Raw genomic sequence first — 21,511 nt, 5'->3', positions numbered from 1 at the left:
CGGCGGGAGACCGCCGGGCACTAGCATGTGGAGGGTGCGGAGCAAGCCCGACCATACGGCGGCCATCCGGGATAATCGCCGGGCCGCTGTCGTCGTGAACACCAAATCACGCCGTGGCCGCAAACACTTCGCTGAAGTGGTCCGGCTCATCCGCGAATCCGGCTTCTCGCCGCTGGGGGTCTTCCCCGTCGACGACCCGCGCCGCCTGCGCGACCGTCTCGACGAGGCGCTCGGCCTCGGCCCCGACCTGCTCATCGTCGGCGGCGGCGACGGCACCCTGTCCAGCTCGATCAAGCACATCGCCCACCGCGACGTCGCGCTCGGCGTGCTGCCGCTGGGCACCACCAACAACTTCGCCCGCAGCCTCGGCCTGCCGCTGACCCGCGCGGGCGCGGTGCGCGTCTTCAGCGAGGGCAAGGTCGCCGACATCGACCTCGGCCTGTGCGGCGACCGCCCGTTCGCCAACCTGGCCAGTTTCGGGGTGTCGGTCGAGGTGGCCGGGACCGTGAAGCCGTGGCTGAAGAAGCTGGCCGGCCGGGCCGCCTACCCGCTGACGGCGCTGACGATCCTGCCGGGCCACACGCCGTTCCGCGCCTTCATCACCGTCGAAGGCCGCCGCCACGAGCTGCTGACCCACCAGCTCAACATCGCCAACGGCCGCTTCCACGGCGGCTGGCAGATCGCCAGCGACATCTCCATCGACAACCGCAACCTGGTCGCCTACCAGCTCGGCTCGGGCAAGCGCCTGCGCCTGCTCGGCGAGACCTTCCTGCGGGCCACCACCGGCAAGTGGCGCAGCCTCGCGGGCGGCCCGTTCGTCGTCGGCAAGGAGATGCTCCTGGAGACCGACCCGCCGATGGCCGCCGACATCGACGGCGAGGTGCGGCTGATGACCCCGCTGGTGATCAAGACGATCCCCAACGGGGTGCGGGTCATGGTTCCTCAGGGCTTCGTGGATACGTAAAACTCCGGTAGGCCGGGCGCAGCAGGTCGAGCAGCGGGATGTGCCTGACCTTCACCTTCGGCGGTTCCAGCGCCCTGAGCAGCAGGTCGGGTGGGGTGTCCGGGGCCTGCGCGCCCTTCAGCCGGGCGGGGGAAACGTTGAGCGCGTAGAAGTCGGCGAGCCGGTCTTCCAGGCGTTCGTCTGCGGGGGTGCGGAGGTCGTCCAGGAGCTGCTCCCGCGGTTTGCCGCGCCAGGCCAGCACCAGGAACGGATCGTCGTCGAACGCCTCGGCCAGCAGATAGAGCACGGCGGAGACGTGCTTGCACGGATTGCCCCAGTCGGGGCAGCCGCAGCTCATCTCAAGCTCGCCCTGCTCGGGGAAGATCGGGAACCCGGCCCGCGAGAACAGCGCGTCGAGCTCGGTCGGCATCTCACCGGCCAGCAGCCTGGCCCGATGACCGGCCTGACCAGCGATGACCTTTTCGAGAACGCCCCATACCTCCTGACCGTAGGCTTCGATCTCGATCTCTACTCTGTACGGCTCTGGGCGCGACCCCTGCACCACGGCTTCGACGACCCCGTCTCCCACGGACATCGAGACCACCTGACCCTTGCGGGCATACGCCCGCCCCCGCGCCAGCCGCCCGGGGTCACAGACGCGTTCGAGGATGTCGACGAACCGCCGCGACCACCACTTCTCCCCGAGGGTGCCCCTGCGGCCGCGTGCCTTGATCCCACCCTCGACCTTGATGGGCGTGCCCGCCTCGAACCAGCCGTCTTTCCCGACGGGACTCATGCCACCGCCTCCGGACCCAGTGCGAACAGGTCTCTGAGCTGGTCGGTCGACAGGGAGCTGATCCAGTCTTCCCCGGTGCCGACCACGCTCTCGGCCAGCGCCTGTTTGCGTTCGATCATCTCGTCGACGCGTTCCTCGATGGTCCCCGTGCAGATGAACTTGCGGACCTGGACGTTCTTCGTCTGGCCGATGCGGAACGCCCGGTCGGTCGCCTGGTTCTCCACGGCCGGGTTCCACCACCGGTCGACGTGGATGACGTGGTTCGCGGCGGTCAGGTTGAGGCCGGTGCCGGCGGCTTTGAGAGACAGCAGGAAGATCATCGGTTCGTCGTCGGTCTGGAAGCGGTCGACGAGTTCGTCACGCCGTTTCTTGGTGAGCCCGCCGTGCAGCCACAGCACCGGCCGGTCGAGCCGGGCCGCCAGGTGTGGCAGCAGGAGCGAGCCGAACTCGGCGTACTGGGTGAAGACCAGCGCCTTCTCGCCCTCGGCCAGGATCTCCTCGCAGAGTTCCTCCAGGCGGGCCAGCTTGCCCGACCGGCCGGGCAGCCGGGAGCCGTCTTTCAGCAGGTGGGCGGGGTGGTTGCAGACCTGCTTCAGGCGGGTCATCGCGGCCAGCACGTTGCCGCGCCGCTGGATGCCGTCGCTGCTCTCGATCTTGCCCATCATCTCATCGACGACCGCGCGGTAGAGGCTGGCCTGCTCAGGGGTGAGGGTGCACCAGACCTTCATCTCCAGCTTGTCGGGCAGGTCGGAGATGATCGTCTTGTCGGTCTTCAGGCGTCTGAGCACGAACGGGCCCGTCGCGCGCTTGAGGGCGGCCACCGCGTTCTCGTCGCGGCGGACCTCGATGGGCTCCTGGAAGCGGTCGCGGAACGTGCGGGCCGTGCCGAGCAGGCCGGGGTTGCAGAACTCCATGATCGACCAGAGCTCGGCGAGGTGGTTCTCGACCGGTGTGCCGGTGAGGGCCAGTTTCGTCCGGGCCTGGATCGACCGGACCGCCAGCGACTGCCGGGCCGCGCTGTTCTTGATCGCCTGCGCCTCGTCGCAGACCACCCGCTCCCACGTCCGCTCCGCCAGATGCCCGACGTCGCGCAGCGCGGTGCCGTAGGTGGTCAGCACCAGATCGGCGTCGGCCAGCTCGCGGCCAGACCCGTGATAGACGTGCACCCGCAGGCCGGGAGCGAACCGGGCGGCCTCCTTCTGCCAGTTGCTGAGCAGCGACATCGGGCAGACCAGCAGCGTCGGCGCCGGTTCCCCGCGCTCCCGCTCGGCCAGCAACAACGACAGCGTCGTGATCGTCTTGCCGAGACCCATGTCGTCGGCCAGCACCCCGCCCAGCCCCAGGTCGGACAGGAAGCTCAGCCAGGACAGACCTCTCTGCTGGTACGGCCGGAGCGTCGCCGTCAGCGTCTTGGGCACCGGAACCGGCTCCAGCCGCCGATCGGCCTCGCCCGACAGCAGGTCGCCGAGCAGCCCGTCGGCGTCGACCGCCGTGATCGGGAGGTCGTCGTCACCGCCGAGCACGACCTCGTTGATGACCTCACGCGCGGACAGCTCACCCTCTCTCCGCTGCTCCAGGATCTTCAACGCGGCTTTGAGCTGCCGGTCGTCTAGCTCGACCCACTGGCCGCGTATCCGCACTAACGGGACTTTCAGCCGGGCCAGCTCGGCCAGTTCGGCCTCGGAGATGATCTCGTCGCCCACGGCGAGATCGACCCGGAAGTCGACGATCTGGTCGAGCCCGAACCCCTGGCCTCCCACCGCCTTCGGTCCCTGTCGGGTACGAGTGGTGAGCTTGAGCCCCAGCCTCGTCTTGCCCGCCCAGACGGGCAGACGCACCCCGAACCCGGCCGCGCTCAGCAGCGGCGCGGCGTTCTTGAGGAAGGCGAACGCGCCCCGGGTGTCGAGCGGGAGCCCCTCCGGCTGGGGGTCGCGGAGCGCCCGGTCGAGCTCCGGATAGAGCCGCACCGCCCGGCCCAGCCCCGCGAGCAGCTCGTCTTCCGCGACGGCCCCCGGGAGACGCGCCCCGCGCCAGACCTCGGCGGCCGGAAGGTCGAGGCTCGGATCCTCGGACGACTGGAGCGAGAAACCGATCTCCCACCCGTCGTCGCCGATTTCTTTGAGCGTGAAGGCGGCCCTGGCCGGACCGTCGAAGGCGTGGGCCGCGTCGTGCCACCGGTCGAGCTCCCCGCGCAGGTCGGCGAGGTCGCCCTCCAGGTGCGTGTCGTCGCCGATGAGCTTCACGGCCCACTGGTCGGCGACGGGACTGCGCCTGCCCGGCCGGTGGCCCATGAGGATGCGGTCGGGGAGGTCTTTCCTGACGGCCCGGTCGGCCAGGCGCATCAGCGCCTCGGCCAGCAGTTCCCGGACCGGCCGGGTGTCGGCCGCCCGGAACACGGGCGGCATCGCGGCGGCGAGTTCGGCGGCCCTGGTCGCGTCGGCGCCGGTCAGCACGGGCCGCCAGCGGGCCTCACGCCCCACCAGGCCCGGCAGCACGCGCCCGCGTCTGACGAGGTCACGCGCGAAGTCGTCGAGGGCGGCGAGGAAACGTACCGAACCGGAAGGCTCTTCCAGCTCGGGCGAGGTGTCGGGGAAGACCGCCGGCAGGGACCACTCGCGGAGATGGGTCGCCGTGGTGAACGAGGAGTGCACCGGCCCGTCGGCGTCGGACGGGAGCCGGAGAACGATCTCCTCGGGCACCCCGTCGAGCTCCTGCGGCGGCTCGGCGAAGGGATGGTGTTCGGACGTCGCGGGGCGCGGCGAACCTTCCGCCCAGAATCCGGCCCGCCCCCCGGCCCAGACCGCGTGCACTGGCATCAGGCCAAGTTACCTCCCGTCCAGACCCCTTCGAGTACGGCGGCGACGGGCTGTGCGGGCTGACCAGGCCGGGTGCTTTTTTGTCGGTCGGCGCTGTTATCAATTGCGGCATCACATGATCGCTTCACGAGGACGGATGCCCCCCGATGGCCTTGGTGACGTTTCGAGATGAGACCGCGACCGGTCGCGCGCTGGCCGAGTTCTCCCTCCCTGACCTGCCCGAGCGCATCTCGGCCCGGGAACTGGTCCGGTTGCGCGTGCGGGAGGAGGTGGCGCGCTACAACGCCGCCCCTACCGATCACTTTCGCGGCCTGGTGAAGCCGACCGAGGCCGAGGCCGAGCTGAACGGCTACCGGATGCGGTCGGCGCGGCGGCTCGACTGGGAGAAGCAGGCCGACGCGGCCGAGGTGGCGTTCGGCCGCAACGGCTTCCTGCTGTTGATCGGCGACCGCCAGATCCTCGACCTGGATGTGGAGATCGACCTGATCGCCGACCCGATCGTGTCCTTCGTCAAGCTGGTGCCTCTGGTGGGCGGCTGACATGGGCGTGCTCGACGGTCTTCCGGCCCGGCACCGCGACTGGCTCGACGAAATCGACCCGGCGACGCTGGAGCTGTTCGCCGCTTTCGACGACACACTGCTGTGCGCCCAGGACCGCCACCTCTTCGTCGACCACCGTCTCCTGAAAGAGCACTCCGCCGCCTGGGGCGAGATCGAGTGGCGGACGATGGCCCTGTGGGCGCATCTGCTCGCCCACACCGCCAACGGCGTCGCCACCGAGGACATCGTCTGGAGACTGGCTCAGCGGAAGCTGCGCTGGACTCCACAGCAACGTGACCTGCTGTGGCGGGCCACGAACAGCTGGCCCGACCCGCCACGGAACGATTACCGCTACCGCATCCCGATGGCAGCCATCAAAGGCCTGACCGCCGAGGAGCGGGAACCCCTGCTGTCTCGTCTCCTCCAGGCGCAGAAGGACATGAAGGAGACGTCCTACTCTCCTGAGTGGACGACCCGGCGCATCCTCGATGATCTCCTCGCCGGCCACCTGGCCGTCGACCCGGTCGAGGCCGCCCACTCCCTGATTCCCGCCTGCGACCCCTTCGCCGCCCTGCTGCGCGACGAGTACGCCGCGCGTCTCGGCACGACCGGTGCGCTCCCACTGCTGCGCCACTGGGCCACCGCGACCTCCGCGACACCGCCCAGGGGCTGGACCGACCGCGCCCGCGACCTGCTCACTCCCGCGAACACCGCGCTCCTACGCGAGATCCTCGGCCGGGTTCCCGCCTACCGGGAGAAGCACTGGGGCTACCGCGATGTCGTCACCTATCTCGACAAGCGCACCGCCGACCTGCTCCGCGGCATGCTCTGGACCTGCGAGGTCATCGACGAGCCCTGGGTGATCGGCCTGCTCGGTCAGGTCGCCCTGGCCACCGGCATCGGGATGGGCGGCTCCGGCCCCAACTCGCGCAACGAGCGGGTCGCCAACGCGGCGCTCAACGTGCTCGACCGGCTCGGCGGGCTCGAGGTCGTCGCCCCGCTCGCCCTGGTGCAGGCGAAGGTCCGCAGGAAGAGCATCCTGACCAAGGTCGCCGGGATCCTGGAGTCGATCGGCACCCGGGAGGGGATGTCGCCCGACCACCTCCTCGAACGCACCGTGCCTGCTTTCGGCCTGGGCGCCGACGGCACCCGCACCTCACAGGGGCTGACGCTGTCGGTGACCGGCGCGATCACCTACGAGGGCCGCAAGACCGTCCCCAAGAGCGTCGACCGTGAGCTGCTGGCCGAGTTCCGGGCCACGTCCAAGGAGCTGAATAAGGCGCTGCCCGCCGAGCGGTTCCGCATCGAGCGAGCGCTGGCCGCCGAGCGGATCTGGCGCTGGCGCGACGTCCGCGCGCTCTACCTCGACCACCCGGTCACCGGCGCCTACGCCCGCACCCTCATCTGGGAGATCCTCCAAGGTCCGGCCGGACTGCCCGTCCGGGTCGACGGTGAGTGGGAGCTGACCGACCCGGCCGGACGCCGGATCCAGCCCGACCCCGAGACCCCGGTCCTGCTGTGGCACCCGCTGTCCCACACCGCCGACGAGGTGCGGATCTGGCGCGACCATCTGCTGGACAAGGGTCTGCGCCAGTCGTTCAAGCAGGCCTTCCGCGAGGTCTATCTGCTCACCCCCGCCGAGGAGGGCACCCGCGACCACTCGCGCCGCTTCGCCGACCACCTGCTGCGCTACGGCCAGGCCAAGGCGCTGCTCACCGAACGCGGCTGGAGCGGCATGTCGCTGGGCTGGTGGGATGGGGAGGGCGGGTCCGACCGGTGCACCGCCACCAAGCGGCTGCCCAGCGGGCTGACCGTCGCCTGGGACTTCCACCTGGGCGCGCACGACGTCGACCGCGAGGACTTCGGCGCCACCGCGTCCATCTGTGTCAGCGGTGATCTGCGCTTCTACGACGGCGACTACCACCAGTACTACGACCGTGCCGTCCTGGTCCCGGTGACCGAGGTCCCGGCGCTCGACCTGTCGGAGGCGCTGCGCGACGCCGACCTCGCCGTGGGGGTCACCTCGACGGGCCTCGACCCGGAGGGCGAGGGCGACTACTGGCGGTCCTACGGCTTCGGTGACCTCGCCGAGAGCGCGCGAATCAGGCGTGACGCGCTGACCCGGCTGCTGCCCCGCCTGGCCATCGCCGACCGTTGCGTCCTGACCGACCGGTTCCTGGCGGTGCGGGGTGAACTGCGCACCTACAAGATCCACCTGGGCTCCGGGAACATCCTGATGGAGCCCAACGACGCCTACCTGTGCATCGTCCCGACCGGCGGTGGCGACCGGGTGTTCCTGCCGTTCGAGGAGGAGGGCGGCATGTTGTCGATCGTGCTGTCCAAGGCGTTCCTCCTGGCCGCCGACACCGGGATCACCGACCCGAGCATCACCCGCCAGATCCGACCCTGACCGAAATGACGGACATGGAACTCTCTCCTCTCGCGAACCGCCTCTACCGCGTGCTCGAAGGAACCGCCCAGGACACGACCACTCTGGCCGGGGCGAACATCCCGGACATGCGGGTGATGGCGGCCCCGGCTCGCGAACTGGTCGAGAACAGACTGAATGATTCCCATCCACGCCTGGGGACGTGGCCCACCATGGTCGCGGCGGGGATGGGCGGTATGGACGCCGAACTGGCCGCCCATCTCGCCGGGCGGCAGGGCGCCATCGCGGTCGCCGAGAACGCGGTGATATTCGGCTGGGACGTCGAAGGGCGGGCGCTGTTCGCCGAACTGGTGCGCAGCGTCGCCGGTCAGATGCCCCTCCCACCTCTGCCGGCCGGCGGGCTCGACTGGCTGGCGGCTCAGCCCGGCTACCTCGACTTCGCCCGCATCGCGCTGGAGTCGGCCCAGGCCAGGGCCTTGGCGATCCAGGCGGGCGAGATCCCGTACACGACCAAGGCCTTCGACGAGGCGGAGATCGCGAGCCTCGGCCGGGCCGCCCGGCTGGCGCTCCACCGCGACGAGGAGTGGCTGCCCGAACTGCTCGACAGTCTCGTACGCGGCATCGCGGTCGCTCCCACCCAGGCCAAGACCCTGCCCTCCCAAGGGTTGCTGTTCGAGATCGCCCGCGCGGTCGAGGAGCGGCCGACCCCCGAGGCGATCTCCTCGTTGCGCACCGCCCGCCGGATCACCCGGCACGCGGGGGTGCCCAAGGAGCTCGACAAGAAGTTCAAGCGCATCGAGCCCGCGCTGGCCGAACGGCTGGACGTGGCGTTCCGGATGCCCGACGGGCGGCTTCGCGAGCAGGTCGGCGAGCACACCGCGGTGATCTCCGCTGAAGGCGAGCTGTCCTGGTGGCACGGCGACAGGAAGCTCAAGTCGGTGCCCGCGGCGGTCAGGCGCGACCATCCCGAGGAGGCCAAGCGGCTGAAAGACCTGGCCAAGCAGGCCGCCCAGCAGCAGGTCACCCTGGCCAGGGCGCTGGAGGCCGGATACACCGGCGAGACGCCGCCGCCCTACCGGCAGCTGACCGGCAACCCCGTCACCGACCGCCTGATCTGGGAGTTCGAGGTCGCTCCCGGGGAGTGGCAGGCGAGTCTCGGGCTGACCGTGCCCGACGTGCCCGTCCGGCTGTGGCACCCGGCGCGGGCGTCGGTGGAAGAGGTGCGGGCCTGGCGGGAGGTCGTCCAGGACAAGGAGATCCGGCAGCCGTTCAAGCAGGCGTTCCGCGAGGTCTACCTGCTGACCCCCGCCGAAGAGGCGACCCGTCACTACTCCAACCGGTTCGCCGATCACATCGTCGTCTATCCAAGGCTGCGGGCGCTGTTCAAGGATCGCGGCTGGACGTCCCGCTACCTGGGCTTCTGGGACGGCGGTCACGACGACGGATCGGCCCAGCGGATCATGGCGGGCGGGCAGTGGCGGGCGGCCTACAGCCACAGCCTCTACGAAGAGGGCTACGCGCGCACCCATGATGTCCACTTCCACCGGCTCGACCGGGGATCCTGGCGCGAGACGCCGTTACCGGAGGTCCCGCCGCTGGTCTTCAGCGAGGCCATGCGCGACCTCGACCTGTTCGTCGCGGTCACCTCTATCGCGACCGACCCTCAGTGGGCCGACCGGGAGCCGGGCGAGATGCGCGGCTACTGGCAGAACGGCGCGTTCGCCGAGCTGTCGTCCTCGGCCGAGGTCCGCCGCGACGCCCTGGCCCGGCTGCTGCCCCGCCTGGCCATCTCCGACCGCTGCGTCCTGACCGACCGGTTCCTGGTGGTCCGGGGCGACCTGCGGACCTACAAGATCCACCTGGGTTCGGCGAACATTCTGATGGAACCCAACGACGCCTACTTGTGCATCGTCGCCGGATTGGGGACGTCCACGGGCCTGTTCCTCCCGTTCGAGGAGGACGGCCGGTTGTCGCTCATCCTGAGCAAGGCCTTCCTCCTGGCGGACGACACCGCGATCGACGACCCCTCGATCGCCCGCCAGATCCGAGCGTGACCCCTCCGCCAGGCGACCGATCTACAGGAAGGACATGAACAGGTCCACGGCCGACACGAGTGCCGCTCCGGCGAGGCTGACGACCAGGACCAGACTGACGACTTTCACCCAGGGCTTCACCCGGGCCATGCTGGGTCGTGCCCGCGCGTTACGCAAATCGCCGCGCGGCCCGGCCGGGCCCGGGGAGCGCGCCGTTACCGACCATGCGGGAGCGCCGGTGCTGATCCACGCGGATGTGCCGGTGCTCGCCTCGGAGATGGGCGGGTGCTGAGCTCCGCGGGCATGTAATACGCTCGGGCCCGGAGTTTCGAAGGAGGGAATCGGGTGTCCCGTCGCGTGAGCACACCGTCGGCGGCTCAGATCCGGTTCGTCAACGCCGCCGCCGTCTACGACGCCATGCGTCCGCTCGACTCCTGCACCGCCAAAGACCTCATGTCGATCACGGGGCTGTCCCGGCCGACCGTCCACACGACGTGTGACTGGCTCATCGGCCAAGGTCTGGTCGTCGAACTCGACAGCGACCCGGGGCCTGACTCCCAGCCGGGCCGCCCGGCGCGCCGTTATCGCACCAACCCCCGGGCCGGGTTCGTGATCGCGATCGACATCCGGGAGAGCCGGATCGTCGCCGCCGTCGCCGACCTGGCCGGCGCCGTCTGCGCCGAGCTGGCGCGGGAGATCGAGACCGACGGGGAACTCCGCTCCCAGGCCACGGTGCACGCCCCGGCCATCGCCGCCGAGCTGTTGGAACTGGCCGAGCTCACCCCGAATCAGGTGTGGCAGGTCTGCGTCAGCATTCCGGCTCCGGTCCAGTCGAATGGCTACGACCCGGGCACGGCCGCCGCCTATCGGTCCAGTGCCCGTGACGTCATCGCCGAGCTGGAGAGCCACCTGCCGTGGCCGATGGTCGCCGAGAACGACGCCAACCTCGCCATGATCGGCGAGCAGTGGCAGGGCTCCGCGCGTGACCGGGCCAACGCCGTGCTGCTCGACGTCTGTGAGAACGGCTTCGGGGCCGGGCTGATCGTCAACGGCGCGCTGGTGCGCGGCAGCAACGGCTTCGCGGGGGAGATGACCTCGGTCGACCTGCTGTCGGGCATGGGCCCGGCCGGGGGAGTGCTGCGCAAGGCCGCCCAGCTCGGTGCTGCCGCCCTCCACGAATCGACAGCGCTGGCCGAGCTGGCCGGGGGCGATCCGGCCAACGTCACCACCGACATGATCTTCAAAGCGGGCGACGCCGTGTCGGCCCGGGTCATCGACGAGGTCGGGGCCATCGTGGCGCGGCCGATCGCGATGCTGGCCACGTTGCTCGATCCCGAGCTCGTGGTCATCTGCGGGCTGCCCGCCGACGCGGCGGCCCGGCTGATGCCGGCCATCGAGACGCAGACCGCCGCGCTCTACCGGCGGCTGGCCGCTCCCGCACCCGAGCTGGCGCTGGCCGAGCTCGGGGGCCGGGCGACCGTGCTCGGCGCGATCCGCCGGGCCGTCGTCGAGGTCGAGAGCCGCCTGTTCGGCGTCTCGCCGTTCCCCGCCGCCTGAACCTTTACCGGCCGGCCGTAACGGTTAGTACCGGACATAAATTAACCTCTGAGGATGGTTGACGCAGGTGTGGCCTGGGTCTATGGTTACGAAAAATATTTAATAAATACCTCTTCTTAACACTGCGGTAACGCACCCCCAAGGGACTGCACGTGAGAAACCCCACCCTGAAGGCCGCCTCGGCCGCCCTGCTCGCCCTCGCCGCCCTGGCCGCCTGTGGCCGTGACGCCACCCCGGAAGCCGCGCCCGCTCAGAACGCTCCGGGGCAGAGCGCCGCGCCCGCCACGCTGCTCGTCTGGGCGATGGGCACCGACGGCGACAACCTGCCCAAGCTGACCTCGAAGTTCGAGGCCGAGAACCCCGGCTACAAGGTCGAGGTCACCTCGATCCCGTGGCAGGACGCGGCGGCCAAGTTCCGCACCGCCCAGGCCGGCGGCGTCACCCCCGACATCGCCCAGGTCGGCACCACCCTGATGGGCGGCATCACCGACGCCTTCCAGGAGGTGCCCGCGGGCACCGACACCAGCGTCTACTTCCAGGGCCCGCTGAAGTCGGCCCAGGTCGGCGCCCAGACGGTCGGGGTGCCGTGGGTGGTCGACACACGCGTCCTCTACTACCGCACCGACCTGGCGAAGAAGGCCGGGTTCGACGGTCCGCCCAAGACGTGGGACGAGCTCAAGGCCATGGCCAAGGGCATGCAGGAGAAGGCCGGCGCGAAGTGGGGCATCCGCATGTCCACCACGCCCGACCAGGAACTGCAGAACTCGCTGGCCTTCCCGTGGTCCAACGGCGGCCAGATCGTCTCGGCCGACGGCGCGAAGTGGACGCTGAACGACCCGGCCGTCGTCGACGGCGTGAAGTTCTACCAGAGCCTGTTCACCGAGAAGATCGCAGACCCGGCCCCCGACAGCGGCGCGGGCGCGGCCGAGTCGGCCTTCGTCAGCGGCGACCTGGGCATCCTGGTCGCGGGTCCCGGCGAGTCGACCGCCCTCGACGAGGCCGGCGGTGACGGCTTCAAGGACAAGTACGCCCTGGCCACCTTCCCCGTCCAGAAGAGCGGCACCTCCTTCGCCGGTGGTTCCGACCTGGTCGTGTTCAAGGCCAGCAAGAACGGCCCCGCCGCCTGGAAGTTCGTCGAGTGGCTGTCCAAGCCCGAGGTCCAGGTCGAGTGGTACAAGATCAGCGGCGCGCTCCCGGCCGTGCAGTCGGCCTGGCAGGACCCCGCGCTGTCGGGCGACCCCCGCCTGGGCGTGTTCGGCGAGCAGCTCAAGGACACCAACTCGCCGCCGCCGAACGCCACCTGGCTCCAGGTCGCCGACGTGCTCGGCCAGCAGATGGAGCAGGTCGTGAAGAACGGCAAGGACCCGGCCGCCGCGCTCGGAGAGGCGCAGGCCGCGGCCGACTCGATCGGGACCGGTAGCTGACCTCGATGGCCGCCATGTCGACAAGGCGACGCCAGGGGGTGATCGCGTGGGCGTTCGCGCTGCCGTTCGTGCTGCTGTTCGGCGCCTTCACCTTCATCCCTCTGGTGTCGTCGTTCGGGATGTCGTTCACCGACTTCCACAGCTCCGACGTCCAGACGCCGTTCGCGATCGACTTCGTCGGGCTCGACCAGTACGTCAAGCTGTTCCAGACGCCGCAGTTCCTGCGGTCGATGTGGACGACGGCCTACTACGTGATCGTCGGCATCCCCCTCACGATGGGTGTGGCGCTGGGCCTGGCGGTGGCGCTGAACAGCGGGATCAACCGGTTCCGGACCGCTTTCCGCACCGGTTTCTACACCCCGGTCGTGACGAGCATCGTCGCGGTGGCCGTGGTGTGGCGGTTCATCCTCCAGCAGGAGGGCCCGCTCAACACCGTCCTCGGCCTGGTGGGTATCGACGGCCCCGACTGGCTCAACAGCACGACCTGGGCGATGCCCGCCATGATCATCATGGGTGTCTGGCGCAACATGGGCACCCTGATGGTCATCTTCCTGGCCGGTCTCCAGACCATCCCGACCGAGCTCGACGAGGCCGCGCGCACCGACGGCGCCGGGCCGCTGAAGAGGTTCACCAGCATCACGCTGCCGCTGATGCGGCCGACCCTGCTGTTCGGGGCGGTGCTGCTGTCGGTCTGGTACCTGCAGTTCTTCGAGGAACCCTTCGTCATGACCCAGGGCGGCCCGCTCGACGCGACGCTCTCGGTCAGCTACTTCGCCTACAAACAGTTCGGATTCGGCAACTACGCCTTCGCCTCCGCGGCCAGCTACGTCCTCTTCGTGGCGATCGCGCTGCTCAGCATGGTGATGTTCCGGGCGCTGAGGTCGAAAAAATGACTCGTCGATCAATCGTCTACCTGGGCCTCGTGGTGGCCGTCGTCGCCACCCTGCTGCCCTTCATCTGGATGTTGCTCGGGTCGTTCAAGACCCAGGGCGAGATCCTGCGCAACCCCTCGGGCTTCTGGCCGCAGGCCCCGACGGCAGGCAACTACGCCACCTGGTTCACCGAGTTGCACCTCGGGCAGTTCTTCCTGAACAGCGTGGTCGTCGCGGCGGTCACGGTGGTCGGGAACCTGCTGTTCTGCTCGATGGTCGGCTACGCCCTGGCCAAGTTCGAGTTCCGCGGCAAGCGGTTCATCTTCACCCTCGTGATGATCACGTTGATGGTGCCGGGCGTCGTGACGTTCGTGCCGCTGTTCGTGCTGGTCGCGAAGCTGGGGCTGACGAACACGTACACGGCCCTGATCCTGCCGTTCCTCACGTCGCCGCTGGGCGTGTTCATGATGCGGCAGTTCATCGCCGACATCCCCGACGCCCTGCTGGAGGCCGCCCGCATCGACGGCGCCGGTGAGCTGCGGATCTTCGCCCGGATCGTGCTGCCACTGTGCGGGCCGCCGCTGGCCACGCTCGGGATCCTGACCTTCCTCGGGTCGTGGAACAACTTCCTGTGGCCGCTCGTGGCGGCCCAGACCCAGGACATGTACACCCTTCCGGTGGCCCTGTCCCTCTACTCCACCGGGCAGATCGCCACCCAGTACGGACTACTCCTGGCCGGATCCGTGCTGGTCATCGCCCCGATCGTGCTCGTCTTCGTCTTCCTCCAGCGCTACTTCACCCAGGGCATCGCGACCGTGGGCGTCCGTTAGAAAGGCACTTCCTTGTCTCGGTACGACGAGATGACCTACCGCCGGCTCGGCAACTCCGGCCTGCTGCTGCCGCAGATCTCCCTGGGCCTGTGGCAGAACTTCGGCGACGACGGCCCCCTGGAACGCCACCGCCAGATCATCACCCACGCCTTCGACCGAGGTGTCACCCACTTCGACCTGGCCAACAACTACGGCAACCCGCCCGGCTCGGCGGAGGCCACCTTCGGGACGGTCCTGCGGGACGACCTTTCGAAGCACCGGGACGAGCTGGTCATCTCCTCCAAGGCGGGCTACCGCATGTGGCCCGGACCCTATGGGGAGTGGGGCTCGCGCAAGTACCTGATCGCCAGCCTCGACCAGTCGCTCAGACGCATGGGCCTCGACTACGTCGACGTCTTCTACAGCCACCGCCCCGACCCGAACACCCCGCTGGAGGAGACCCTCGGCGCGCTCTCGGACATCGTCCGTTCCGGCCGCGCCCTGTACGTCGGCCTCTCGAACTACGACGCCGAGCAGACCGCCCTGGCGTCCAAGATCCTGGACGTCCCCCTGACGGTCCACCAGCCGCGCTACTCGATGCTCGACCGGACCCCGGAACAGGGCCTGCTCGACGTCCTCGGCGGCCGGGGCATCGGCTGCGTGGCCTTCTCCCCGCTCGCCCAGGGCCTGCTGACCAGCCGTTATCTCGACGGAACCCCGGGCGACTCCCGGATGGCACGCGGAGACTCCCTGCGGGAATCGGTACTCAACGAGGGCCTGCTGACCACCCTGCGCGGCCTGAACGCGGTGGCGGAGGAGCGCGGCCAGTCGCTCGCCCAGCTCGCCCTCACCTGGGCGCTGCGCGACGACCGCGTCACCTCGCTGATCGTCGGCGCCAGCAGCGTCGCCCAGTTCGACGACAACCTCGCCGCCCTGGACGGCGCCCCCCTGACCGACGACGAGCTCACCCGGATCGACACCCTGCTGGCCCCCGTGGCCGGCGCCGACCTGTGAGCCGCCCGTTCACCGGCGCGCCGCAGCGGATCCCCGGCCGGGTGATGTGCGCCTTCTACGACCTGGGCGGAGAAGGCGTCGCCTACCACGACCGCCACCACCGCAACCACGGCAGCGGCGGCCTCAACCCGATCGACGGCAGCTACCTGAACGACTTCCGCGCCGACGAGAACGTCGGGACCAGCTACACCAAACCCGACGGCATCGACAACCACCCCTACCAGTCGCACCGCCCCGACATGGGCATGCTCTATGTGGGCTGGACGACCCCGGGCAACTGGCTGCGCTACACCGTCGAGGTGGCCGAACCGGGGGAGTACGAGGCGACGCTGCTCTACGCGGCGGCGAAGGACGGCTCCATCAGGATCGACCTCGACGACGACATCGGCGGCGAGGTGGAACTGCCGTCGACCGGCGCCGACGACGACATCGAGTGGCGCCGGTGGCACCACTGGGCGCTGGTCAGGTTCGAGCTGCCCTGGCTGGCGGCGGGCCGGCACGTGCTGACCCTGCGGACGACCCGCACCGGCGAGATGAACTACGCCTACCTCGACTTCAGCCGTCTCGGCGGGCGCGCGAACGGTACTCTCGCACCTCCGCCGTCGTGATCAGCCCGTCTTCGATGGCGCGGGCCGGCAGCGCGTCCTTGGACGCGCGCCAGCCCGGTCGCCTCGAGCTCGGCCCGCTTCTCCGACAGTGCGATGGCCCTGCGCGCGTTGGCCTCCAAGGCGTGCGCGCCCGCGCTGTAGCCGAGCTGGAGGGTGACGCTCCCGGCGATGACCATGAGGAACTTCGCCACCGAGGCCTGGTCGAGCGACCCCCAGCGTCAGCGCGATGACCATGAGGGCCGCGTTGGCGGCCAGGAAGCCGACCAGCTCCGACTGCCGACGCCGCCAGAAGATCAGGCACCCGAGCCACCCGACCGACCCCCACCCCCAGTTGGCCGGGCCCACCAATCCGTCGGGAGCCGTGGCGGCCATGAGGGTGACGTCGACGGTGAGCGCGAGAAGGGCGTACCAGAACCAGAGAACCGGCACCCGGTCCCTGACCAGCAGTGACCAGCCCGCGAGCACCCCGACGACGAGATGCGCCAGCCACGCGGCCGCGACCGGGATCCGCCACGGACCGTAGCCGGGCCAGTTGGCCATGGTCGATGTGAGGTCGAAGCCGATGTGCCAGGCGGCGGCGCAGACGACGGCCGATCTTCCCCGCCTGAGCGTGGCGCCGCGCGTGCTCGGCGATGGCGCTCCGGCCCAGCGTGGTCACGGTCGCCACCTCGGAAGAAAGCGCCTGGCGGCCGATCATGGTCGCCACGCGAGGAGCACACTGGTCCGTACGCTGCCCTGAGCGACCGCCGTCCTCGGCCCCCGCCATCCGGGCCCCGGCCAGGTGGCACCCCGCCACGAGAAGGCCGCACGGGATGGAGAGCCGCCCCCGCCAGGCCAGGCCCGCCATCACGAAGGTCATCGTGACCAGCCCGGCGACCCAGCTCGTGCCGCCGGAGACCATGTCCGCCGCGACCAGGGCACCCTGCCCGAGCGAGAGCGCGCAGGTCAGCGCCACCTATCCGGCCATCAGCCAGGGCCGGAACCCGCGCGTCAGCACGACCCGCACGAACACCGCGACCCAGAGCGTGTTCACCACGACCGCGACCGTCGTCAGTGCGCGGAGCACCGAGTCAGCCCAGCAGTAGCCTGACCAGTTCCCCGACGCCCAGCGCCAGCCCTATCGAGACGATGGCCAGCAGGATCGAGTAGAGGCAGCCGGTGTGGCCGCTGATCGGCTTGCTCTCGGCGGCGCCCGGGCCGGGCCCCTTCCACAACGGTCTCGGCTCCAGGACCAGGAAGAGCAGCGCGCCGATCTCCCCGACGGTGAACAGCCAGAACCACGCCCACCGGTTCCCCAGCCGGGGCCGCGAACCCACCATCACGACGAACGCGATCACCCAGGCGGCGGCCAGCCACGGCAGGAATCCGACGCCGGGGAACCAGAAGGGCCACTCCGGCAGAATCGAGCCGCTGTTGCGATTGTCCAAGTGCTCGGCCAACGGCCGGATCCGACTGCGATCGAGATCGGCGTCGAGCCGCTCCGGCGTGTACGGCCCCCCGTCGCCCGCCAGCTTTTCCGGCGGCGCCTCATGCCAGATCAGCGGCGACTCCGACCAGTGCAACTGCCAGATGCCGCCGGAGTCGCCCCGCCACGTCACCCGGTCGACCTCGCCGGCGGTCAGCGCCGCGCGGAACTGGCCGAACGTACGGGCCGACGGCCGGGACGTGGCGCTGACGACCAGCGCGCCGTAGAGCAGGACCAGCAGCAGCGCTATGCGAAGACCGAATTGGACCCGGTATAAGACGCGATTAGGCGATTCCGATTCCACACTTCGTATCTAACCCCCGATCACAGCGCTTGACGCGCCTCGATGCTCATCAGGGCCCAGACCCATTTGCCCCGGCGGGGGATCGGTGTGGTCCCGTGCTTCACCGACAGCGTCTCGACGATGAACAGGCCGCGGTGGTCCTCCGCGTCGTCGCCGGGCAGCCCGGGGATCCCGGGAAGGTTCGGGGAGCAGTCCCAGCAACTCAGGACGAGGCCGTCGGTCCGTAGCTCGGCCTGGACCGCGATGCGGGTGCCGGGCGCCTCCGCGACGGCGTTGGTGGCCAGTTCGTCGATGACCAGACGTGAGTCGTCGACGAGCTGGTCGAGTTCCCAGGCCAGGAGGGTCGAGGCCACCGCGTGGCGGATGACGCCGAGGCTCCGTTCCTCGGCGGGCAGTGCCAGCAGCATCCTGCGGTCGGTCATTGTCACAGGACAGCCGAAATCATGCTCAACCCGTAAGGCGTGAACCAGAGGCGGGGGAGTGCACGGGGGGCGTGCACGTATGCGAAACCGGATGTAGCGCACAGTGATGCGTGTGACACTGTCCGCATCCGAGGCGTTCGGAGGCAGTGATGGGCAGACAGCCCAAACCACCCAACACCCGTCTGGCCGGGCTGGCCGACGAGGCCGGGTTGTCGAACAAGGGACTCGCGCGCCGCGTCGTCGCACACGGCGGGACCAGAGGTCTGGACGGGCTGCGCTACAACCACAGCTCGGTGGCTCGCTGGTATGAGGGCGAGCAGCCGAAGGAGCCGGTCCCCGAGCTCATCGCCGAGGTCCTGACGACCGCGCTCGGGCGGCAGGTCACCGCCGACGACATCGGGATGAGCAGCAGCACGGTCACCGCCGAAGTCGGGCTGGAGACCGACGGGCGGTGGACGGATCGAGTCCGGGCAGTGACCGGGCTTTGGAGGGAAGACGTGCGACGACGCCAATTTCTCACCGACGCCACCATCGCCGTGGCGGCGTCGTCCACCGCCGCCCTGAGGTGGCTCACCGCGCCCGGGGCCGAGCCCCCGATCGGGCGCGGGCTGCGCCGCGTCGGGCCCGCCGACGTCGCGGCCATCCGCGAGGTGACCCGGACGTACCGCTCCCTCGACAACCGGCTCGGCGGGGTCCGGATCCGGAGCGTGGTCGTCAACTACCTGAACAACGAGGTGAGCCCGCTGCTGCGGCACGGGAGGTACGGCGACGAGATCGGGCGCTCGCTGGCCGGGGCCGCCGCCGAACTCGCGCAGCTGGCCGGGTGGCTGAGCTACGACGCCGAGTCGCACGGTCTGGCCCAGCGCCACCTGCTGCAGGCGCTATCCCTCGCCGAGTCGGCCGGCGACAGCGCCCTGTGCGGGGAGATCCTGGCGGCCATCAGCCACCAGAGCGTCTACCTCGCCCAGCCGGCCACCGCGATCGACGTCGCGCGCACCGGCCAGGCGGCGGCCCGGCGCGCCGGGCTGCCCACGCTGCTCACCGAATGCATCGTTCTGGAGGCCCACGGCCACGCCGCCCGGGGCGACGCCCGCGCCTGCGCCGCCGCGCTCGTCCGGGCCGAGAAGACGTTCGACCAGGCGAACCGGGCGGACGTGCCGGCCTGGCTCACCTACTTCGACGCGGCCTATCTGGACGCGAAATTCGCCCAGTGCTTCCGCGACCTGGGCCACGGCGACATGGCCGAGCGCCACGCGAGACTGTCGCTCAACATGGACGGACGGTACGCGCGGGGCCGGGCGTTCAACCAGATCCTGCTCGCCGTGGCGCACGTCCAGCAGGGGCGGATCGACCAGGCCTGCGCCGAGGGCCGCACGGCGGTGGAGCTGGTCAGCGGCCTCAACTCTCACCGCGCGGTCGGCAACCTCAAAGACCTGTTCCGCCGGCTGCACCCCTATCGGGAGACCGCCGAGGTGCGCGAACTGACCGACCACGTGAACGTCACGCTGCCGGACCTGCTGCGGCCAGCAGGGCATGTTGCACACCGATGACCGTCGCCGCGCCCAGGATCTGGCCCGATGAGATCATCTCGCGCGCCTTCGCCAGCGGGATCCACTGGACGTATTCGGCCTCGTCCACATCGGGCTCCCCGACCTGCTCGGCGCCGCGCGCCAGATAGAGGTCCTGCGGATAGTCGGCGTTCCCGATGGCGGGCTGGAAGCTGAGGACCTTCTCCAGACGGCGCGGACGCCACCCGGTCTCCTCCTCCACCTCGCGGGCCGCCGCGGCGGGTTCGTCCTCCCCCTCGTCGACGTAACCGCCGGGGAGTTCCCAGACCCAGGCGTCGACGATGAACCGGTGCCGCCACATCAGCAGCACGTTCTCGGCGGCGTCGTCGAGGACGACCGTCATCGCGCAGCGCCGCATCCGCATCACGTACTGCTCGAAGGTGACCCCGTTCGGCAGTTCCACCGAGGCGATGCTCAGTTTGATGTGGGGGGTGTCGTCGACGACCCGTTCACCGTGGATCGTCCACTTGCTGCGCTCAGGGAGAATCGCCACGGACCGAACCGTACCCGGAAGGTCTCAGGGCCTTGACGAGGGACTCCAGGGGGACGGTCGCGAAGCCGATGCGATTGTCGCTCGCGCCGTACGGAATCCACACGACACCCTCGTGCAGCAGGCCGCCACAGGAGTACAGGACGTTGGGGACGTACCCCTCGCGCTCGGAACCCTGGGCGGTCAGGAGCGGGCTGGGCAGCTCGGCGATGACCTTTTCCGGTTCGTCGAGGTCGAGCAGGAGGGCGCCCAGCGCGTAGTCGCGCATCGGGCCGACGCCGTGGGTCAGCACGAGCCAGCCGTGCTCGGTCTCGATGGGCGATCCGCAGTTGCCCACCTGGATCAGTTCCCAGCCGTGGAGCGGGCTGTGGAGCGGCACCGATGTCTGCCACATGTGCTGGTCGTCGAGGGCGGTCAGGCCGATGGTCTCGCCGTCGGAGCGGCACAGCGCCAGGGTGCGCCCGCCCACGGGCCGGGGGAACAGGGCCAGGCCCTTGTTGGCGGAGGCCGGGCCGCGCATCGGGGTGATCTCGAAGCTGCACAGGTCGTCGCTGGCGATCAGCTGGGAGCGGATGTGCCGCCCGTCGTAAGCGGTGTACGTGGCCAGGTAGGACCCATCCGAAGTCTTGACGAAACGGGCGTCCTCCATGCCGTTCGACTCGGCCGCGGTCGCCGGCCAGAGCACCCGCCGGTGCAGGGGGAGGTCGGCCGGGAAGGTCACCGCGTAGTCGGCGCGGGTCGCCCGGCGCAGTTCGTCGAGGGTCCGCTGCGTGGTCGTCCGGGTGAGCAGATCGGCGGGCAGCCGGGCGATGGCCTGCTCGAACTCGTCGTCGGTGAAGATCTCCGGCAGCGACTCCAGCATGGTGGCCGAGGCCTCGTCGTCCCAGGCGTGGTCCGAGAGCCCGGCGGCGAGCAGGTCTCGCCGATGCCGGGTCGGCTGCCTGCTCCCGACGGACAGCGGGCCGCGGCGGTCGTCGAGGACCAGCGTTGGTCCGGGGCCGAGCACGCCGGTGACGAAGCCGATGGACGACAGGTGCCCCTCGCCGATCTGCCGCAGGCTGATCGCCACCCGGAGGTGTCCCGGGTCGAGGCCGCCCTGGTCGGGGTGGGGGACCATCGAGGGATTGCACAGCGCGGCCCCCTCGACGGCGTACTCGTGGCTGAAGTAGGCGCCGACGAGGAGGCGGGTGGCCGGGGAGAGCTCGGCGTCCCGGGGGATCCGGTGGCCGACCAGGTCGCAGTGGTGGGCGAAGGTCGCCTCGAGGTCGTCGTGCCGGTCGCCGAAGCGGGCCAGCGTCGCGTCGAGCAGGGCCGCCGTCGCGTCCTCGTCGAGGAGCATGACCCGCTCGATGAGCGCGGCGGCGCGGGTGCGGGTGACGGCGCCGTCCTCGCCCGGCACGAACAGCTTGACGATCACCCGGCGGGGGTCGGGGGCCATCGTCACTGGGAGCCGGGTGGCCAG

Annotated in this window: 20 protein-coding genes; 13 read left to right on the top strand and 7 right to left on the bottom strand. The window is 70.0% G+C overall.

Features of this window, described 5'->3' with window-relative positions; genetic code table 11:
- Positions 1–25: 25 nt before the first annotated feature.
- On the top strand, positions 26–964 hold the full coding sequence (locus AW272_RS12690; RefSeq protein WP_083958252.1) for a diacylglycerol/lipid kinase family protein: 939 nt from the start codon (positions 26–28) through the stop codon (positions 962–964).
- On the opposite strand, the gene AW272_RS12685 is transcribed toward AW272_RS12690, so the two are convergent.
- A complete protein-coding gene (locus AW272_RS12685; RefSeq protein WP_066364012.1) occupies positions 933–1,739 on the bottom strand; it encodes an SWIM zinc finger family protein in 807 nt (268 codons plus the stop codon). The genes AW272_RS12690 and AW272_RS12685 overlap by 32 nt on opposite strands.
- A complete protein-coding gene (locus AW272_RS12680; RefSeq protein WP_083958251.1) occupies positions 1,736–4,555 on the bottom strand; it encodes a DEAD/DEAH box helicase in 2,820 nt (939 codons plus the stop codon). Before AW272_RS12680 ends, AW272_RS12685 begins: the two co-directional genes overlap by 4 nt.
- Positions 4,556–4,701: 146 nt before the next feature.
- Between AW272_RS12680 and AW272_RS12675 the strand changes: the two genes are divergently transcribed.
- The 10 genes from AW272_RS12675 (at position 4,702) to AW272_RS12635 (ending at position 15,800) form a co-directional block, all read left to right on the top strand.
- Positions 4,702–5,094 (top strand): hypothetical protein, encoded by a 393-nt coding sequence (locus AW272_RS12675; RefSeq protein WP_066364008.1) that lies wholly within the window; start codon positions 4,702–4,704, stop codon positions 5,092–5,094.
- 1 nt (position 5,095) lies between these two features.
- Positions 5,096–7,504, top strand: coding sequence for a DUF4132 domain-containing protein (locus AW272_RS12670; protein ID WP_066364007.1), 2,409 nt, complete (start codon positions 5,096–5,098; stop codon positions 7,502–7,504).
- A 5-nt stretch (positions 7,505–7,509) separates the two neighbouring features.
- A complete protein-coding gene (locus tag AW272_RS12665; protein WP_157518515.1) occupies positions 7,510–9,537 on the top strand; it encodes a DUF4132 domain-containing protein in 2,028 nt (675 codons plus the stop codon).
- Between the two features lie 34 nt (positions 9,538–9,571).
- Positions 9,572–9,808, top strand: a complete 237-nt coding sequence (locus tag AW272_RS41985) for a hypothetical protein (protein WP_157518514.1) — start codon at positions 9,572–9,574, stop codon at positions 9,806–9,808.
- Positions 9,809–9,861: 53 nt separating this feature from the next.
- Positions 9,862–11,073 (top strand): ROK family protein, encoded by a 1,212-nt coding sequence (locus AW272_RS12660; protein ID WP_157518513.1) that lies wholly within the window; start codon positions 9,862–9,864, stop codon positions 11,071–11,073.
- Positions 11,074–11,225: 152 nt separating this feature from the next.
- Positions 11,226–12,497: an extracellular solute-binding protein gene (locus AW272_RS12655; protein ID WP_066364001.1), complete on the top strand. Its 1,272-nt coding sequence runs from the start codon at positions 11,226–11,228 to the stop codon at positions 12,495–12,497.
- Between the two features lie 14 nt (positions 12,498–12,511).
- Positions 12,512–13,390 carry a carbohydrate ABC transporter permease gene (locus AW272_RS12650; protein WP_218010873.1) on the top strand — a complete coding sequence of 293 codons (879 nt, stop codon included), beginning with the start codon at positions 12,512–12,514 and terminating at the stop codon, positions 13,388–13,390.
- Positions 13,387–14,199, top strand: coding sequence for a carbohydrate ABC transporter permease (locus tag AW272_RS12645; protein ID WP_066363997.1), 813 nt, complete (start codon positions 13,387–13,389; stop codon positions 14,197–14,199). The genes AW272_RS12650 and AW272_RS12645 overlap by 4 nt, the downstream gene beginning before the upstream one ends.
- Before the next feature lie 12 nt (positions 14,200–14,211).
- Positions 14,212–15,192, top strand: coding sequence for an aldo/keto reductase (locus AW272_RS12640; RefSeq protein WP_439649142.1), 981 nt, complete (start codon positions 14,212–14,214; stop codon positions 15,190–15,192).
- A complete protein-coding gene (locus AW272_RS12635) occupies positions 15,189–15,800 on the top strand; it encodes a carbohydrate-binding protein (protein ID WP_157518512.1) in 612 nt (203 codons plus the stop codon). The genes AW272_RS12640 and AW272_RS12635 overlap by 4 nt, the downstream gene beginning before the upstream one ends.
- Here the strand turns inward: AW272_RS12635 and AW272_RS41980 are convergent, their stop codons facing one another.
- The gene (locus AW272_RS41980; protein WP_157518511.1) at positions 15,801–16,340 is read right to left on the bottom strand and encodes a hypothetical protein; all 540 of its coding nucleotides are present in this window, start codon (positions 16,338–16,340) and stop codon (positions 15,801–15,803) included.
- Between the two features lie 272 nt (positions 16,341–16,612).
- On the opposite strand from AW272_RS41980, the gene AW272_RS12625 reads away from it, so the two are divergent.
- Positions 16,613–16,885, top strand: a complete 273-nt coding sequence (locus AW272_RS12625) for a hypothetical protein (RefSeq protein ID WP_066363991.1) — start codon at positions 16,613–16,615, stop codon at positions 16,883–16,885.
- Here AW272_RS12625 and AW272_RS12620 read toward each other — a convergent pair.
- Together AW272_RS12620 and AW272_RS12615 are read right to left on the bottom strand one after the other, a co-directional pair.
- A complete protein-coding gene (locus AW272_RS12620) occupies positions 16,871–17,569 on the bottom strand; it encodes a hypothetical protein (protein ID WP_066363990.1) in 699 nt (232 codons plus the stop codon). The two genes, AW272_RS12625 and AW272_RS12620, sit on opposite strands and share 15 nt — an antisense overlap.
- Positions 17,570–17,589: 20 nt before the next feature.
- The gene (locus tag AW272_RS12615) at positions 17,590–17,991 is read right to left on the bottom strand and encodes an ATP-binding protein (protein ID WP_066363988.1); all 402 of its coding nucleotides are present in this window, start codon (positions 17,989–17,991) and stop codon (positions 17,590–17,592) included.
- A gap of 149 nt (positions 17,992–18,140) precedes the next feature.
- Between AW272_RS12615 and AW272_RS12610 the strand changes: the two genes are divergently transcribed.
- Complete coding sequence (locus tag AW272_RS12610; protein WP_066363986.1) at positions 18,141–19,541, top strand: NsdA family TPR-like regulatory protein; 1,401 nt, start codon at positions 18,141–18,143, stop codon at positions 19,539–19,541.
- Here AW272_RS12610 and AW272_RS12605 read toward each other — a convergent pair.
- Both AW272_RS12605 and AW272_RS12600 read right to left on the bottom strand, forming a co-directional pair.
- Positions 19,492–20,052: an NUDIX domain-containing protein gene (locus tag AW272_RS12605; protein WP_066363985.1), complete on the bottom strand. Its 561-nt coding sequence runs from the start codon at positions 20,050–20,052 to the stop codon at positions 19,492–19,494. The genes AW272_RS12610 and AW272_RS12605 overlap by 50 nt on opposite strands.
- Positions 20,036–21,487 carry a glycoside hydrolase family 130 protein gene (locus tag AW272_RS12600; protein ID WP_066364688.1) on the bottom strand — a complete coding sequence of 484 codons (1,452 nt, stop codon included), beginning with the start codon at positions 21,485–21,487 and terminating at the stop codon, positions 20,036–20,038. Before AW272_RS12600 ends, AW272_RS12605 begins: the two co-directional genes overlap by 17 nt.
- Positions 21,488–21,511: the final 24 nt, after the last annotated feature.

Origin of the sequence: Herbidospora mongoliensis (assembly GCF_001570545.1) — a bacterium.
Classification (GTDB): domain Bacteria; phylum Actinomycetota; class Actinomycetes; order Streptosporangiales; family Streptosporangiaceae; genus Herbidospora; species Herbidospora mongoliensis.
This window is presented reverse-complemented; position numbering and strand designations above follow the sequence as displayed.